The sequence below is a fragment of the Streptomyces sp. NPDC091209 genome (assembly GCF_044757755.1).
Taxonomy (GTDB): domain Bacteria; phylum Actinomycetota; class Actinomycetes; order Streptomycetales; family Streptomycetaceae; genus Streptomyces.
Window position 1 is genome coordinate 1,482,277 of record NZ_JBIVVR010000001.1, and the last position, 15,778, is coordinate 1,498,054.

13 protein-coding genes and 1 tRNA gene are annotated in these 15,778 nt (G+C 71.8%); 5 read left to right on the forward strand and 9 right to left on the reverse strand.

All coding sequences use genetic code 11. From position 1 onward, the window contains the following. Window positions 1–58: 58 nt before the first annotated feature. Window positions 59–1,465: an FAD-binding oxidoreductase gene (locus ACIQRL_RS06475; RefSeq protein ID WP_401327722.1), complete on the reverse strand. Its 1,407-nt coding sequence runs from the start codon at window positions 1,463–1,465 to the stop codon at window positions 59–61. Between the two features lie 92 nt (window positions 1,466–1,557). On the opposite strand from ACIQRL_RS06475, the gene ACIQRL_RS06480 reads away from it, so the two are divergent. After that, window positions 1,558–3,285 (forward strand): tetratricopeptide repeat protein, encoded by a 1,728-nt coding sequence (locus ACIQRL_RS06480; protein ID WP_401327725.1) that lies wholly within the window; start codon window positions 1,558–1,560, stop codon window positions 3,283–3,285. 273 nt (window positions 3,286–3,558) lie between these two features. Here the strand turns inward: ACIQRL_RS06480 and hppD are convergent, their stop codons facing one another. Further along, a complete protein-coding gene (hppD, locus tag ACIQRL_RS06485; protein WP_401327727.1) occupies window positions 3,559–4,704 on the reverse strand; it encodes a 4-hydroxyphenylpyruvate dioxygenase in 1,146 nt (381 codons plus the stop codon). A gap of 122 nt (window positions 4,705–4,826) precedes the next feature. On the opposite strand from hppD, the gene ACIQRL_RS06490 reads away from it, so the two are divergent. The 3 genes from ACIQRL_RS06490 to ACIQRL_RS06500 all read left to right on the forward strand — a co-directional run bounded on the left by ACIQRL_RS06490 (window position 4,827) and on the right by ACIQRL_RS06500 (window position 6,401). Then, the gene (locus tag ACIQRL_RS06490; RefSeq protein ID WP_401328149.1) at window positions 4,827–5,297 is read left to right on the forward strand and encodes an Lrp/AsnC family transcriptional regulator; all 471 of its coding nucleotides are present in this window, start codon (window positions 4,827–4,829) and stop codon (window positions 5,295–5,297) included. 110 nt (window positions 5,298–5,407) lie between these two features. Further along, the gene (locus ACIQRL_RS06495) at window positions 5,408–6,043 is read left to right on the forward strand and encodes an ArsR/SmtB family transcription factor (RefSeq protein WP_401327729.1); all 636 of its coding nucleotides are present in this window, start codon (window positions 5,408–5,410) and stop codon (window positions 6,041–6,043) included. A gap of 172 nt (window positions 6,044–6,215) precedes the next feature. After that, window positions 6,216–6,401, forward strand: coding sequence for a hypothetical protein (locus ACIQRL_RS06500; RefSeq protein WP_401327731.1), 186 nt, complete (start codon window positions 6,216–6,218; stop codon window positions 6,399–6,401). Here the strand turns inward: ACIQRL_RS06500 and ACIQRL_RS06505 are convergent. The 4 genes from ACIQRL_RS06505 to ACIQRL_RS06520 form a co-directional block, all read right to left on the reverse strand. Further along, window positions 6,398–7,186, reverse strand: a complete 789-nt coding sequence (locus ACIQRL_RS06505) for a PDZ domain-containing protein (RefSeq protein WP_401327734.1) — start codon at window positions 7,184–7,186, stop codon at window positions 6,398–6,400. The genes ACIQRL_RS06500 and ACIQRL_RS06505 overlap by 4 nt on opposite strands. Window positions 7,187–7,549: 363 nt before the next feature. Then, window positions 7,550–8,191 carry an IclR family transcriptional regulator gene (locus ACIQRL_RS06510; protein ID WP_401327736.1) on the reverse strand — a complete coding sequence of 214 codons (642 nt, stop codon included), beginning with the start codon at window positions 8,189–8,191 and terminating at the stop codon, window positions 7,550–7,552. Window positions 8,192–8,811: 620 nt separating this feature from the next. After that, window positions 8,812–10,614 carry a DEAD/DEAH box helicase gene (locus ACIQRL_RS06515; protein WP_401327738.1) on the reverse strand — a complete coding sequence of 601 codons (1,803 nt, stop codon included), beginning with the start codon at window positions 10,612–10,614 and terminating at the stop codon, window positions 8,812–8,814. A gap of 338 nt (window positions 10,615–10,952) precedes the next feature. Continuing rightward, on the reverse strand, window positions 10,953–12,389 hold the full coding sequence (locus ACIQRL_RS06520; RefSeq protein WP_401327741.1) for an MFS transporter: 1,437 nt from the start codon (window positions 12,387–12,389) through the stop codon (window positions 10,953–10,955). Window positions 12,390–12,671: 282 nt separating this feature from the next. Here ACIQRL_RS06520 and ACIQRL_RS06525 point away from each other — a divergent pair. After that, window positions 12,672–12,746, forward strand: a tRNA-Cys gene (locus tag ACIQRL_RS06525). A 78-nt stretch (window positions 12,747–12,824) separates the two neighbouring features. Here the strand turns inward: ACIQRL_RS06525 and ACIQRL_RS06530 are convergent. The 3 genes from ACIQRL_RS06530 to ACIQRL_RS06540 all read right to left on the reverse strand — a co-directional run bounded on the left by ACIQRL_RS06530 (window position 12,825) and on the right by ACIQRL_RS06540 (window position 15,620). Further along, window positions 12,825–13,538 (reverse strand): hypothetical protein, encoded by a 714-nt coding sequence (locus ACIQRL_RS06530; protein WP_401327743.1) that lies wholly within the window; start codon window positions 13,536–13,538, stop codon window positions 12,825–12,827. 61 nt (window positions 13,539–13,599) lie between these two features. Next, window positions 13,600–14,109 carry a SigE family RNA polymerase sigma factor gene (locus ACIQRL_RS06535; protein ID WP_401327745.1) on the reverse strand — a complete coding sequence of 170 codons (510 nt, stop codon included), beginning with the start codon at window positions 14,107–14,109 and terminating at the stop codon, window positions 13,600–13,602. A 182-nt stretch (window positions 14,110–14,291) separates the two neighbouring features. Then, on the reverse strand, window positions 14,292–15,620 hold the full coding sequence (locus ACIQRL_RS06540; RefSeq protein WP_401327748.1) for a hypothetical protein: 1,329 nt from the start codon (window positions 15,618–15,620) through the stop codon (window positions 14,292–14,294). Between the last annotated feature and the right edge of the window lie 158 nt (window positions 15,621–15,778).

The window sequence follows — 15,778 nt, forward strand, 5'->3', positions numbered from 1 at the left end:
TCGGCAGTGGTCGGCGGGCTGCCCTGCCGCGTCGGCAGTCGGTCGGCGGCCCTGGGTCTCAGAACAGTTTGCCCGGGTTCAGGAGGCCCAGCGGGTCGAAGGCGGCCTTGATCGCCCGCTGCATCTCCACGCCCACCGGGCCGATCTCCCGGGCCAGCCATTCCTTCTTCAGCACGCCCACGCCGTGCTCACCGGTGATCGTGCCGCCGAGTTCCAGGCCGAGGGCCATGATCTCGTCGAAGGACTCGCGGGCGCGCCGGGACTCGTCGGCGTCGGTGGCGTCGAAGCAGACGGTGGGGTGCGTGTTGCCGTCGCCCGCGTGGGCGCAGACGCCGATGGTCAGGGCGTACTTCTCGGCGACGCGCTCGATGCCGTCGAGCATGTCGCCCAGCCGCGAGCGGGGCACGCACACGTCGTCGATCATCGTGGTGCCCTTGACCGCTTCGAGCGCGGTGAGCGACAACCTCCGCGCCTGGAGCAGGAGTTCGGACTCGGCCGCGTCCTCGGCCGGGACCACCTGGGTCGCGCCCGCGGCCTCGCAGAGGGCGCCCACCAGGGCGAGGTCGGCCGCCGGGTCGTGGGTGTCGAAGGCGGCGAGCAGCAGCGCCTCGGTGGTCTCCGGGAGGCCCATGTGCGCGAGGTCGTTGACGGCCTTGACGGTCGTACGGTCCATCAGTTCGAGGAGGGACGGCACATGACCGCCCTCCATGATCCGGCAGACGGCGTCGCACGCGGCCCGCGCCGACCCGAACTCGGCGGCCAGGACCAGCTGTTGGGGCGGCTGCGGCTTCAGTGCCAGGATCGCCCGTACGACGATGCCGAGCGAGCCCTCGGAGCCCACGAACAGGCGGGTGAGGTCGTAGCCGGCGACGCCCTTGGCGGTTCTGCGCCCGGTGGACATCAGCCGCCCGTCGGCGAGGACGACGTCCAGGCCGAGGACGTACTCGGCTGTCACCCCGTACTTCACACAGCACAGGCCGCCGGAGGCCGTGCCGATGTTGCCGCCGATGGTGCACGTCTCCCAGCTGGAGGGGTCCGGCGGGTAGTACAGGCCGTGTTCGCCGACGGCGCGGGAGAGCGCGGCGTTGACGACACCGGGTTCGACGACGGCGATGCGGTCGACCGGGTTGATCTCCAGGATGCGGTCCATCCTGACCAGGGACAGCACCACGCAGCCGTCGGTGGCGTTGGCCGCTCCGGACAGTCCGGTGCGGGCGCCCTGCGGAACGACCGGGACGCGCAGTTCGGTCGCGACGCGCATGATGTGCTGGACCTGCTCGACGGTGCGCGGCAGGACGACCACGGAGGGTGTGCCCGCCTCGCAGAAGCTCGCCATGTCGTTGGCGTAGGAGGCCGTGACGTCCGGGTCGGTGAGGACGGCCTCGGCCGGCAGACCGATCAGCAGACGGTCGAGAAGGTTGCCGGTCGCTTCGTCGCGCGGGGCTTCGATACGGCTCATGATCACAGCGTCGCACCCGGGGCCATCGGTGTGAACCCCCTCCGCGCGAGGCTTCGCGTGCCGGGGCGCGGTCTTCGTATTGACGCACAGTGAGCGGCATGGAGATCGAAGAGCGACAGCCGGTGCCCGCCGGATCCGGGCGCGCGGTGCCCGCCGGCGCGCGGCCCGAGGAGCCCGTCGGCGCGCAGTCCCCGGAGCCCTCCGGTCCACGCCGCTCCCCGCGCGCCCGGCGGGCGCTGATCGGCGCGCTCGCCGGCGGTGTCGTGCTCGGCGGTGTGCTGGTGCTGCTGCCCTCGCCGGACCGGGGCGGGGCGCCGCGGCCCGCCCCCGGTCCGGTGGCACGGGCGGTGACCGCGGTGGGAGCCGGGGTGCCCGCGGCGCTGCCCGATCTCGCCGCCCTCATCGACGACCGCGAGGCCCGGGTGCGGGCCCGTCCGCGCGACGACGTGTCGTGGGCGGTGCTCGGCGCCGCGTACACGGAGCAGGGGCGGCGGACGGCGGCGTCCGCGTACTACCCGAGGGCCGAGAAAGCGCTGCTCACCTCGCTGAGCGTGCGCCCGAAGGACAACCTGGCGGCGCTGGACGGGCTCGCCACGCTCGCCGGAGCGCGGGGCGACTTCCGGACCGCGAAGCGGTGGGGCGAGGCGGCGGTGAGGCTGGCGCCGAAGCGGTGGACGACGTATCCGACGCTCATCGACGCGTACACCGGGCTCGGTGACCACAAGGCCGTGGACAAGGCCCTCGACCGGCTGCTCGCCCTGAGTTCCGGGCCGGCGGCACAGGCCGTCGCGGCGCGGGTGTACCGGGACCGCGGCCGGCGCGAGGACGCCGCCGCGGCGGTCTCGGACGCGGCGGCGGGCGCGGCGACCCCCTCGGAGCAGGCGGCGTTCCTCCAGCAGGCCGGTGATCTCGCGTGGGAGCGCGGCGACCGACAGGAGTCCCTCGACCACTACCGGGCCGCGGTGAACATCGACGCCGACGCGTACGACGCGCTGGCCGGGCAGGGGCGCGCGCTGGCGGCGCTGGGGCGCAACGCGGAGGCGCTGCGCGCGTACCGGGCGGCGCTCGCCAAGCGGCCCGCGCCCCGTTACGCGCTGGAGCTGGGCGAGCTGTACGAGAAGCTGGGGCTCGGCGGGGCCGCCCGCGTGCAGTACGACCTGCTGCGGGATCTGGTGCGGCAGGAGAGCGCCGCGGGGGTGGACGACGCGCTGGTCCTCGGGCTCTTCGAGGCGGACCACGGCGATCCGCAGGCGGCGGTACGGGGGTTGCGCGCCGAGTGGCAGCGGCAGCCCGGCATCGCGGTGGCGGACGCGCTGGGCTGGGCGCTGCACCGCGCCGGGGCCGACGGTGAGGCGCTCGACTTCGCGGTGCGGGCCACGGACCCGGAGCACGGGGGCGGTGTGCGCAGTGCGTTGTACGCGTACCACCGGGGGCTGATCGAGCGGGATCTGGGGATGTCCGGTCCGGCCCGCAGGCATCTCGCCGAGGCGCTGCGGATCAACCCGTACTTCTCGCCGCTGCTGGTGCCCGAGGCTCAGCAGGCACTGTCGGCGCTGGGCGAACCACCGGCCGGGGGCCCACCGCAGTCGACGGGTGAGCCGGACGGCTCGGAGGAGTCCGGACAGTCCGGGTCCGGGCAGTCCGGGTCCGGGCAGTCCGGGTCCGGGCAGTCCGGATCTGGGCAGTCCGACGAACCGGTGGGGGCGGCCGGGGCTCCCGGGGCGGCGGAGTCGTCGCCCGGGGCCGGCTCTTCCGGCCCGGCGGTCCCGTCGACCGCGCCGGAGCAGCCGTCGGCTCCCGCCCCGGGGCCTTCCGCGGCACGGTGAACGCGCGAGCACGCGTGTCCCGCGGGCGCGTGCCGCCGACTCCGGACGCACGCGGGGCGCCGGCCCCGGGGGCAGGTAAGTCGCCGACCCCGAAGGAACGCCGGTCGCCCGCCCCGGGGGCACACGGGTCCCCGGCCTCTGAGGGCAGGCAGGCCGCCGACCCCGGGAGCACGCGGGGCGCCCCGGGAAGGCGTGTGTCCGGTGGACGCCGCCGTGGCGGCCACCGGACACGCGAGGTACAACTGGCCCTCAGGGATTGCCCGTTCTACGGGTTCAGAGGTTGCCGCGCTTCTCCTGCTCGCGCTCGATCGCCTCGAAGAGGGCCTTGAAGTTGCCCTTGCCGAAGCCCATCGAGCCGTGCCGCTCGATCATCTCGAAGAAGACGGTCGGACGGTCCTGGACCGGCTTCGTGAAGATCTGCAGCAGATAGCCGTCCTCGTCGCGGTCGACGAGGATCTTCAGTTCGCGCAGGGTGTCGACGGGGACACGGGTGTCACCGGCCCACTCGCCGAGGGTGTCGTAGTAGGAGTCGGGGGTGTCGAGGAACTGGACGCCGGCCGCGCGCATGGTGCGTACGGTCGCGACGATGTCGTTCGTGTTCAGCGCGATGTGCTGGACGCCCGCGCCGCCGTAGAACTCCAGGTACTCGTCGATCTGGGACTTCTTCTTGGCGATGGCGGGCTCGTTGATCGGGAACTTGACCTTGAGCGTGCCGTCGGCGACGACCTTCGACATCAGCGCGCTGTACTCGGTCGCGATGTCGTCGCCCACGAACTCCTTCATGTTCGTGAAGCCCATGACCTTGTTGTAGAAGGCGACCCACTCGTTCATCCGGCCGAGCTCGACGTTGCCGACGCAGTGGTCGATGGCCTGGAAGGTGCGCTTGGAGGGCGGCTCGACGATCGGCGCGGCGGCCACGAACCCGGGCAGGTAGGGGCCGTCGTAGCCGGTCCGCTCGACGAGCGTGTGGCGGGTCTGGCCGTACGTGGCGATGGCGGCGAGGACGACGGTGCCGTTCTCGTCCTTCATCTCGTGGGGCTCGGCGATCGAGCGGGCGCCGTGCTCGACGGCGTAGGCGTACGCGGCGCGCGCGTCCGGGACCTCGATGGCGAGGTCGACGACGCCGTCGCCGTGCTCCGCCACGTGCTCGGCCAGGAAGTGGCCCCAGGGGGTGGCGGGCTTGATCACCGAGGTGAACACGAAGCGCGCCGAGCCGTTCTCGAGGACGTACGACGCCGTCTCGCGGGTGCCGTTCTCCGGTCCGGAGTAGGCGACGAGCCGCATGCCGAAGGCCGTGGAGTAGTAGTGCGCGGCCTGCTTGGCATTGCCGACGGCGAAGACGACCGCGTCCATTCCCTTGACCGGGAAGGGGTCGGCCTGCCGGGCGGTGTCGGGAGCGTGGTGTGTGGTCTGCGTCATGGCCGCAGGCTCCCTCCGTTCCGCAAGGTGCGCAATAGTTCGCCTGTCGGATGAACAATATGTGCAGCGAGAGACCCGACCAGGCGGGCTTTCTGTACATGATGACCATCTCGGAGGTCCGCATGGCGATCGATCATCTGGACGGGCGGCTGCTCGTCCTGCTGGCGAAGGAGCCGCGCATCGGGGTACTGGAGATGTCACGGCGGCTCGGGGTCGCGCGGGGAACGGCGCAGGCCCGGCTGGACCGGCTCCAGTCGAACGGGGTCATCCGGGACTTCGGTCCGCAGGTCGACCCGGCGGCGCTCGGCTATCCGGTCACGGCGTTCGCCACGCTCCAGATCCGGCAGGGACAAGGCGCGGACGTACGCGCCCACTTGGCGACCGTGCCCGAGGTGCTGGAGCTGCACACGACCACCGGCGGCGGGGACATGCTGTGCCGTCTCGTGGCCCGCTCGAACGCCGATCTCCAGCGGGTGATCGACCGGGTCGTCGGATTCGACGGCATCGTCCGGGCATCCACGGCCATCGTCATGGAGAACCCGGTTCCGCTGCGGATCATCCCGCTCGTGGAACAGGCGGCGACCGAGCACTGAACCCCTTCGTCGCCCCTTCGTCAGGCAGGACTGAACCGGCGGCGCACTCCAAAGAAGTGGTTGCAAAGAAGTCGTTGCAAGGGGTTCTTTGCAGCGCTATCTTTGTACGCATGACGGAGCAGCCCCCGCTTCCCCCGGAACCCCCTCACCCGCCGCAGCCACCTCTGCCGCCGGAACCCCCGCAGCACCGCCGCCTCGACGCCCGCTCCCTGCGCGGTCTCGCCCATCCCCTGCGCATGGAACTGCTGAGCAGCCTCCGGCAGAAGGGGCCGGCCACCGCGTCGATGCTCGCCGAGCGGCTGGGCGAGTCCAGCGGGGCGACCAGCTACCACCTGCGGCAGCTCGCGGCGCACGGCTTCGTCGAGGACGCCCCGGAGCGGGGCAAGGGGCGTGAGCGCTGGTGGCGGGCGGTCCATCAGGGCCTGGGCTTCGACGAGGAACTGCTCAAGGACCCGGATCCGGCGGTGCGCGGGGCGGCTGACTTGTTCCTGCACGAGATCGCCACCACTCACGCCCGTGAGCTGTCGACCTGGCTGGGCACCCGTGACGAATGGTCCGACAAGTGGACCCACGCCCACGACATGAGCGACTTCACGATGCGCCTGACGCCGGCCCAGTCCCGGGAGCTCATCCAGAAGATGCACGACCTGCTCGACAGCTACTGCGCTGTCGAACGCCCCGAGGACGACCCCGAGGCGGAACGGGTGCGCTTCCACACGCACGTGTTCCCGCAGGCCTCCGACTGATCCGCTCGATCAAGGGCCGGGCGATGCCTGCCCGGCCCGGTCGGCCCACTCAAGTCGGACAACTCGCTCGGCCCGCACGACCCGCGTGAACCGCTCGACTCGCGTGACCCGCACGACCCGCACGACCCGCACGACCCCATCGACTCGTTCGCACCGAAGAGAGGTCATTCCGATGCATCCGGACACCAGTCTCCAGTTGCAGCACGTGCGCGCCGCCGACCTGCGTGCGGAGGCGGACGCGTACCGGCTCACGGCCGAGACCAGGAGCCCCCGCCGACTGCGCGCCCGGGTCGGCTGGACCCTCGTGGAGGTCGGCCTCCGGCTGGCCTCCGCACCGAGGCCGGCCGTCGCCTGTTAGCAGCTCGGAACCGAGCCCTTGTCCTTCTCCAGGGCCACCAGGGCGTTCACCGCGCCCTGAAGGGTGGTCACCGGGATCAGCCGAAGGCCCTTCGGCAGCTCCGCCTTCGCGTCCGAGCACTCGGCCTTCGGAACCAGGAACACGGTCGCACCGTCGCGGCGGGCCGCCTGGGTCTTGAGGCTGACGCCGCCGACCGCGCCGACCTTGCCGTCGGCGTCGATCGTCCCCGTACCCGCGATGGCACGGCCGCCCGTGAGGTCGCCGCCGCTGCCGTCGCCGTCCAGTTTGTCGATGATGCCGAGCGAGAAGAGCAGTCCGGCGCTCGGTCCGCCGACGTCGGCGAGCTTGAGCGTGACCTTCACGTCACCCTTCTCGTGCAGGTAACCGAGGGCCGCCTCGGTGGCGGTGTCCTGGGACTGCTTCATCTCGTTCGCGTTGTGCTGCTCGATCTCCTTGACGCTGCCGCCGCCCGGGTAGACCGAGTCACGGGGCATCACGGCCCTGTTCGTGGCGAACCAGCCGCTGAGCACATCGCCGAGGGAGACGGTCGCGTCCGGGCCGGTGGCCTCGATCGTCGTCATCCGCAACTGACCGCTGGTGTTCCGGGTGGGCGCACCGCTGATCGTGATCACCGGGTCGCCCTTGTTCTCGCCGAGGACGTTCGCCGTGAGGCCGGGCTGCGCCAGGGAGAACGGCAGCGGCGCGAACGCCGCCGTGGCGAGCAGAGCCACGACGGGGAGGGCGCAGACGGCGACGGCCTTGGGGCGCGTGAGGCGAGAGAGCACGGGTTCAATCTAACGTCACCACCCGGCGAGACCTCCGTACAGGTCCCGCAGGACGGTCAGGGGACCGGGACCGCGGGCGGGAGGTGCGGGACCGGGGTCCGAGACCGGGAGCCGAGGCCCGAGACCGGGACCCGAGACCCGAGACCGGGAGCCGAGGCCCAAGGCCGGGACCCGAGGCCCGAGACCGGGAGCCGAGGCCCAAGGCCGGGACCCGAGACCCGAGACCGGGAGCCGAGGCCCAAGGCCGGGACCCGAGACCCGAGACCGGGAGCCGAGGCCCAAGGCCGGGACCCGAGACCGGGGTCAGCACAGGGACTTCGCGGCCGGAGGCCAGAGGCGTCCGGTCGGCAGCGATGGGCAGGGTCAGCGCAAGGCGTCTGCGACCTCGCGGGCCGCGTCGACCACGCGTGGCCCCACCCGCTCCGGCACGGCGTCCGCCAGCATGACCACACCCACGCTGCCCTCGACCCCCGTCACCCCGATCAGCGGTGCCGCGGCCCCGCTCGCGCCCGCCTCCAACTCCCCGTGGGTGAGCGTGTATCCGGGCTCCCCCACGGGTGCCTGCCGGGCGGCGAGGATCGCGCGGCCCGCGGCCCCCCGGTCCAGGGCGTGCCGGAAACCGGCGCGGTAGGCCACGTGGTAGTCCGTCCACGTCGGCTCGACGACGGCGACGGCGAGCGCCTCCGTCCCGTCGACCAGCGTCAGATGGGCGGTCGCCCCTATGTCCTCGGCCAGCGAGCGCAGTGCGGGCAGCGCGGCCTCCCGTACCAGCGGATGCACCTGGCGCCCCAGGCGCAGCACACCGAGCCCGACCCGGGCACGGCCGCCCAGATCACGGCGTACGAGAGCGTGCTGCTCCAGCGTGGCGAGCAACCGGTACACCACGGTCCGGTTGACGCCCAGTTTGTTCGAGAGTTCGGTGACGGTCAGCCCGTGATCCGTGTCGGCGAGCAGCTTGAGGACACGCAGTCCCCGGTCGAGCGTCTGAGAGGTCTCCGCGGTCACGACGCCCACTCCTTATTGGTGAGGTCGACGGCCCCCGCTCGGCGGATGCGGCACCGAGTCCCGTCGGCGACGCGCTTCAGAGGCCGCCGGTCGGCCGGCAACCCGGGCTCTTCCCGGGCGCAGTCGCTTCACGGCTGCGCTCCGCGGCGGCGCTGCCACGGGGCGTGTGCGTAGCGGGACAGTAGCGAGCCGGTCCGCTCAGCGGAAGTCTCCGTCCAGAATCCGGGCATCCACCGGTACGGACTGATTCCGTTTGTCCCAGAACGTGGGGCGCGCGCCACTAGGCGTACACCGCCTGTGTACGCAGCGCACAGGCCGCGGCGCACGCCTCCCTGAACAGAACGCGCCCCCGCGGTACCGGCTCGGCACCCCGCACCCAGGGGTTCCGGATACCAACGGCCCCGGAGATAACCGGTTCGCCATGTCACCCCGACCGATGGACGCACGAGCGCACACGCCGGTTCCAGGAGGCCGAAAACCAACCCGCACGGAAGCCGATCCGTACGCAAGTCGATCCATACCGAAGCCGATTCGTACGCAAGACGATCCGTACGCAAGACGATCTGTACCGAAGCCGATCTGTACGGAAGCAATCCTCCGGAAGTCGCTCCGTGCGGACGTCAGCGCATCCGGGTGGCCCACTCCTGGACCTTGGCGATCCGCTGCCGGAGCTGTCCGGCCGTCGCCTCCGCGCTCGGCGGGCCGCCGCAGACGCGGCGCAGCTCGGTGTGGATCACTCCGTGCGGCTTGCCGCTCTGGTGGACGTACGCGCCGACCATGGTGTTGAGCTGCTTGCGCAGTTCCAGCATCTCCTTGTGGGAGACCACGGGCCGGCGTTCGGCGGGAAGTTCGAGGAGATCCGCCTCCTCGTCCGGCTTCCTGCGGCTGTGCGCGATCTGCCGGGCCTGTCGCTTCTGGAGAAGCAGCTGCACCTGGTCGGGTTCGAGGAGGCCGGGGATACCGAGGTAGTCCTGTTCCTCCGCGCTGCCGGGGTGGGCCTGCATGCCGAACTCGGCACCGTCGTACAGGACGCGGTCGAAGACGGCCTCGGACTCCAGCGCCTCGAAGGAGAACTGCTCCTGCTCGCCGGTGTCCTCGTCCTGCTCCTTGTTCGCCTCCTCCATCTCCTGCTCGGATTCGGCGTACGGGTCCTCCTCGCCCTCCTTCTTGGGCTTGTCGAGGGCGTGGTCGCGCTCGACCTCCATCTCGTTGGCGAAGGTGAGGAGGTCGGGGACGGTCGGCAGGAACACGGACGCGGTCTCGCCGCGCCTGCGGGACCGTACGAAACGGCCGACGGCCTGCGCGAAGAAGAGGGGCGTCGAGATGGTGGTGGCGTACACGCCGACGGCCAGGCGCGGCACGTCGACGCCCTCGGACACCATGCGGACGGCGACCATCCACCGGTCCTCGCTCGCCGAGAAGTCGTCGATCCGCTTCGAGGCCCCGGTGTCGTCGGACAGCACGAGAGTGGCCTTGGTGCCGGTGATCTCGCGGATCAGCTTGGCGTAGGCGCGGGCCGACTCCTGGTCGGAGGCGATGACGAGCGCCCCGGCGTCCGGGATGCCCTTGCGCACCTCGGTGAGGCGCTGGTCGGCGGCGCGCAGCACGCTCGGCATCCACTCGCCGCGCGGGTCGAGGGCGGTGCGCCAGGCCTGGCTGATGGCGTCCTTGGTCATCGGCTCGCCGAGCCGGGCGGCGATCTCGTCGCCTGCCTTGGTGCGCCAGCGCATGTTGCCGCTGTAGGAGAGGAAGATGACGGGCCGCACGACGTGGTCGGCCAGCGCGTTCCCGTAGCCGTACGTGTAGTCGGCGGAGGACCGCCGGATGCCGTCCCTCCCCTCCTCGTACGTGACGAAGGGGATGGGGTTGGTGTCGGACCGGAAGGGCGTACCGGTGAGCGCGAGCCGGCGGGTGGCGGGCTCGAACGCCTCCAGGCAGGCCTCGCCCCACGACTTGCTGTCACCGGCGTGATGGATCTCGTCGAGGATGACCAGGGTCTTGCGCTGCTCGGAGCGGTTGCGGTGCAGCATCGGCCGCACACCGACACCGGCGTACGTCACGGCGACGCCGTGGTACTCCTTGCTGAGGGGCCCGGCGCTGTACTCGGGATCGAGCTTGATCCCTATCCGCGCGGCCGCCTCGGCCCACTGCTTCTTGAGGTGCTCGGTCGGCGCGACGACGGTCACCTGCTGCACGACATGGTGGTGCAGCAGCCAGGACGCGAGCGTCAGCGCGAACGTCGTCTTGCCGGCGCCGGGGGTGGCTACGGCGAGGAAGTCGCGCGGCTGCTCCTGGAGGTACCTCTCCATCGCCCCCTGCTGCCAGGCGCGCAGCTTGTTGGCGGTGCCCCAGGGGGCTCGGCCGGGGAAGGCGGGCGAGAGGTGATGCGTGTGCGTGGAGGCGCTGGCGGCGGTGGTAGTCACGGTCTCCGGTCTGGGTGTCGATTGGGAGCGTCCGGGTCCGCGCGCGGCGCGTCAGCCGAGGCGTGACGGGAGGCGGGCGGGCGGTTCGGCTACATATGACAACCGGGCCACCCTACCGGCGCCCGGCTCACGACAACGTGCGGACAAGGCCGGGGCACCCGTGGATGGGACTGACGTCACAGGCCGCGCGCCGGCCCCTGGACCACCGCGGCTCGCCCTTCGCCCCCGCCACCCCATCGGTGACCAGCCCGTACGCGGCGGTCCTGATCACAGCCACCCGGAACAGGGCTGTCGGGCGCGCCACACCCGGAACAGCGCAGCCGGCACGCCTTCCGTCCTCACCGTTCCCGAAGCCGGGTCGTCACCCATGCCCCCAGCAGCGCCACCCCCGCCATCGGCAGGAACACCACGGCGAAGGCGGCCGGGTGGGAGCTGTGGGCGGCGGACGTCGTGGCGGTGGCCGTTCGGGCGACCGCGCCGCCGCCCAGGGCCGCGAAGGCGGCTCCGCCGACGGCGAGCAGCAGCACGTTGGACAGGGCGTCGGAGATCTGCAGGGCGGCCGAGTTGGCGCCGGCCTCCTCGGGGGCCGAGAGGTGGAGCAGCAGCACGCTGGTCGAGGCGATCACCAGGCCCATCCCGAAGCAGCCGAACGCCCAGGCGACGGCGACGGTCCACACCGGCACGGCCGGGATCAGGACGCTCGGCGCGGCTGCGACGGCCGCCGCGACCAGCAGCATGCCGAGAAACATCAGGCGGTCCCGGTACGGCTCCACGCGCGGCCGCGCCTGCACCCAGGACCCCAGCGCCCAGGTCCCGCCGCCGGCCGCGAGCGAGAGCCCGGCGAGGGTCGGCGACAGCCCCCGCTGGGTGACCAGCATCAGCGGCACGAAGGACTCGGCGGCGATGAAGGCGCCGGCGGAGACCCCGCGCAGCAGCACCACGGACGGCAGCCCGCGCGCCGCCCGGCAGGTGCCGCGGGGCAGGAGTCCGCGCACGGCCGGGACGAGCAGCGCGGCACCGGCCGCGGCGGGGACGAGGGAGAGCGGGCGCAGATCCTGGGCGGCGTACTGAAGGAGCCCCGCGCCCAGCGCGATCCCGAACGCCAGCCGGATGCGCCGCCGGTCCAGCGGCACGCGGTCCCCCGCCCCCGCCTGTCCGGACGCCCGCCGCCGTATCTGCGGCAGCGCGAGCGCGAGCGGTACGCCGACCAGCGCCGGAATCCCGATGAACACCCAGCGCCAGCCGAGGTGCTCGGTGACCGCGCCCGCGGCGAGGGGTCCGACCACGGACGGCACCACCCAGGCCGCCGCGAAGGCCGCCATGATCGAGGGCCGCAGCCGCTCCGGATAGGCCCGCCCGACGACGACGTAGAGCGCGACGATGACGAGTCCGCCGCCGAGCCCCTGGACGGCCCGCCCGAGGATGAACACCCACATGCCGCCGGCCGTCCCGGACAGCAGCAGCCCCGCGGCGAACGCGCCGATGCCCGAGGCCAGCGAGCCCAGTGGCCCGTCACGGTCGGACCACTGCCCGGCGAGCACCATCCCGAACAGGCTCGTCGTGAAGTACCCGGAGAACGCGAACGCGTACAGGGCGACCCCGCCGAGCTCCCGCGCGGCGACGGGCATCGCCGTCCCCACGGCCGTCGCCTCGAACGCGATCACCAGCACCACGGACACGATCCCGATACTGAGCGCCCGGTACGGCCCGCTCAGCACGCCACCGTTCCCCCCGGACGGAACCGTGACCACGTCGCGCACTTCCACTGCTGTCATGCCGGTCAGCGTAAGGTGCGCAGCCTTCACTGACTCCTGTCCAAAGACGGTGATCACCCAGTCCTTTGGCCCTAGTCCCTCTCCCTCGGACCCGGCCCACACCCACGCCCACCACGCCCCACCCCGGTCCGCCCCACCCCGGTCAGGCCCGGCCCCGCGGTTCGTGAACGGCGTATGGCAGTCGCGTTGCGGCGACCCCGGAACCCTTGAGCCCGCTCCCGCACCCCGCCTACGGTCGACCCATCAGGTTCGGAACGAGTGAGCCGTGCCGCACCTGAGACTGGCCGTGTGCCCGAGTGGTTCAGGGACTCGCCTGCAAAGCGAGTTACGCGGGTTCAATTCCCGCCACGGCCTCCAGTAGCAAATCCGACCCGTAGTAGGCCCGACCCGCGTATTCCGGGGGATCGTCGGGTCGCCGCGCGGCCACTGCGGGCCTCACTGCCACTTCGGGCTGGTTGCGATGGCCAGCAGTCGGGCCGGTGACAGGATCGGCGTGCTACGGGTCGAGGGACCGAGCCCGCTCGGGGCCTCCCACTCCATGATGGTGACGTAGAGCCCGTCGGGACGCAGCACGTTCACCGTCTCGTGTCCGGGGTCCGTTCCGGATGGTGCCTGACGGGACTGGATCAGGGTGCCGTCGGCCAGGCGTGTCGCGCCGGCGAAGACGTGGCTGCGGATCGCCGTGGTGGAGGTCTGCCGGGAGACGTGCACCTCGAGCAGCGACTTGCCGTGGCCGTCGTCCACCCACAGTTGCCCGGACCGCTGGCCGCCGGGCGGGCTCGAATGGGTCACGCCGGTCGGCAGCAACGCGGTCAGGGTGGCGAGAGCGCGGTCGGCGGGCAGTGCGCCGGTAAAGGTCGGCTTCGGGACGGCGGATGCCGTGGCCGAGCCGGTTGTGGCCGAGATCGTCGGACCGGCGATCGCATGGCCGGCCGCTCGTCCGTGGGACAGCAGTCCGGGGACGGCCGCCGTGCCGAGCCCGACGAGCGCGAGCACGGCTGCTCCGCTCACGCCGACAGCCGTGGCGCGGCGGCGGCGCCTTCGCCGACCGTTGCGGACGCCGGCTCGCACAAGTGACGGGGTGTTGGGCGGTTCGAAGGTCAGGAGGGTGGTGCGGAGGGCTTCGGTGAAGTCGTCTTCGACGGGCATGGCGGGTCACCGCGTTTCGGGGGTCGGTGCTGAGGGTGAGGTAGGTGCCGCGGCACCTAGGTCAGGGGCTGACGAGCTCGGTCAGGTCGTGGCCCAGAAGGTCCCGGATGCGGGCGAGCGCGCGCATGCTCCGGTTGCGTACCGCGCCCGGCCGGACCTGAAGGATCGCGGCGGTCTGCTCGACACTGTGGTCCTCCCAGTAGCGCAGGAGCAGCACGGCTCGGTCCCGGGCGGAGAGCCGGCCGAGAGCGTCGAGCAGCGTGACCCGCAGCGTGGCGTCGTGCTCGGTGGCGGGACCGGAGTCCGGAAGGGTGTCGGTGGGCTGCTCGGAGCTGCTGCGCCGACGGCGGTGGGACAGATAGGTCCGCACGAGGACGGTGTGGGTGTAGGCGGCCGGGTCATCCACCTGTGCCATCTTGCGCCAGTTGGCGTACATCCGGCCCAGCGTGTCCTGCACCAGGTCCTCCGCGAGGTGCACATCACCACTGGTGAGCACACACGCGGAGCGAAACAGAGGTGCGGATCGCGCGGTGGCGAACGCCATGAATTCCTCTTCGTACCGGAGCTTCATCCGAGATCCTGTTCGTCGTCCACACTCTGAAGACGCCGCGGCCGCGCGGTTACGTCCCACCCGAGGAAGCAGGGATCTTCGAACGTCTCTTCCCGCCCGACCGGGCAGGACGAAGGGGCGGCACCGCTCACGCGGTGCCGCCCCTTCTGTCCGTCCGTCCCGGTGTGCCCTGACGGCGGACCCTAGGTCGACGCAGGCACGAAGACCGTCTGCGAGGTGGCCGACCGGAAGTTGTCGTCGGCGTCGAAGACAGCCCGGTAGTGGCCGGCACCGCTCTCGTCGAGGTCCGCGGCGAAATCGTTCCCCGTGCCGCCCCAGGAAGCCTCGACCGTGGTGAGCGTCGACCAGGTCACGCCGTCGGGCGAGTACTGGATGTGGACGTTGATCCGGCCGGGCGTCCATCCGTCGGGGAAGTCGATGAGCCCCTCGGCGTGGACCTGTCCCGTGTCGGAGCGGGCGGCCGTGAAGGCCGTGAACCGCGACGCCCGGTGCACGTGGACGACGTCGCTCGTACCGGTGCCGGCCTGGAGGAACGGGTCGTCCGAGGTGTCCAGGGCGAGCTGGAAGTAGCCGCCCTGCCATGGCGTGTAGTCCATCGTGAAGGTGCCGTCGTCAGCGGTGGTGAAGCGGCCCACGGTGTCGGTCTGCGCGTCGTCGGGGCCGAACAGGACGCCCCCGGAACGCCCGGCCAGCGGGACCCAGCCGTCCGCGGTCTTCTGCTCGACCTTGACGCTCACCGTGACCGGCTGCCCGAAGTCGATGTCGGTCGAACTCACCGGGGAGGTGAACCGGGTGGGGATCTGGTCGACACCGATCTGTACCGGCTCGGACTCCCCGTACAGAACCGTCGGCGTGCCATCGTCCATGGCGAACACGGCCTGGACGGGCGCGGCGGCGTCGAGCCGCACCGAGGCGGTGAAGTGACCCCGGGCGTCGGTGGTCACCGTGGTCTGCGTCCAGTAGTCGACGTTGATCTCGACCTGGCGTGCCGCAAGGGGCTTCACCTGACGGGTCGGCCAGCGGCCGTACAGCGTCCCCTCGACCTGAACGTCACGGTGTTCGCGGTCGATGGCGGCGCGGTCGACGGTGAGCGCGCCGAACTTCGCCACGACGTAGTAGGCGAAGTCCCCCGCGGACTGCTGCAGCACGTGGCCGCCGTCGGCGTCCGTCACGTCCACGTCGATGCGGTAGGAGCCGAACCCGGGCAGCTTCAACGGCTTCTTGGTGCGCCAACTGCCGTCCTGAAGGCTGCCGGAGAAGAGCCGGAAGTCCTTGGTGCCGATCTCGGCGACCTCGGTCTGCGAGGCGTACGAGACCAGGTGTGCCGTGATGCTCTTGATGTCGGCGGCGGACCGGGCATTGATCTGCAGGATCCCGAGGTCGTCCGACACGCTTCCCGCGTAGGTGACCTCCGGCTGGTCCGCTGCGTGCGCGGCGGTCACGCCTCCCATGCCGAGCGCGGCGGCCGCGACGGCCACCGTGACCCATCTGCGTACTCTCCACAGCAACACTGCCGATCCCCACCTCTGACGCGATCGAGACAGCGGGGACCTCTTCGGACCGCCCGCCCGGCCGTCTTTATATCGGCCGCACGGCACGGACGCACGGCAATTACGGAGCAGGCCCGACGCTTCAGATGGGCCTCAAGTGCGCCCAGACCGTGGGGACT

Bases quoted from the DNA above. Each gene is read 5' to 3' on its own strand.
- ACIQRL_RS06490 (WP_401328149.1), top strand. From the start codon at position 4,827: ATGGCGATCGATCATCTGGACGGGCGGCTGCTCGTCCTGCTGGCGAAG.
- ACIQRL_RS06520 (WP_401327741.1), bottom strand. From the start codon at position 12,389: ATGACAGCAGTGGAAGTGCGCGACGTGGTCACGGTTCCGTCCGGGGGG.
- ACIQRL_RS06535 (WP_401327745.1), bottom strand. From the start codon at position 14,109: ATGAAGCTCCGGTACGAAGAGGAATTCATGGCGTTCGCCACCGCGCGA.
- ACIQRL_RS06495 (WP_401327729.1), top strand. From the start codon at position 5,408: ATGACGGAGCAGCCCCCGCTTCCCCCGGAACCCCCTCACCCGCCGCAG.
- ACIQRL_RS06530 (WP_401327743.1), bottom strand. From the start codon at position 13,538: ATGCCCGTCGAAGACGACTTCACCGAAGCCCTCCGCACCACCCTCCTG.
- ACIQRL_RS06480 (WP_401327725.1), top strand. From the start codon at position 1,558: ATGGAGATCGAAGAGCGACAGCCGGTGCCCGCCGGATCCGGGCGCGCG.
- ACIQRL_RS06500 (WP_401327731.1), top strand. From the start codon at position 6,216: ATGCATCCGGACACCAGTCTCCAGTTGCAGCACGTGCGCGCCGCCGAC.
- hppD (WP_401327727.1), bottom strand. From the start codon at position 4,704: ATGACGCAGACCACACACCACGCTCCCGACACCGCCCGGCAGGCCGAC.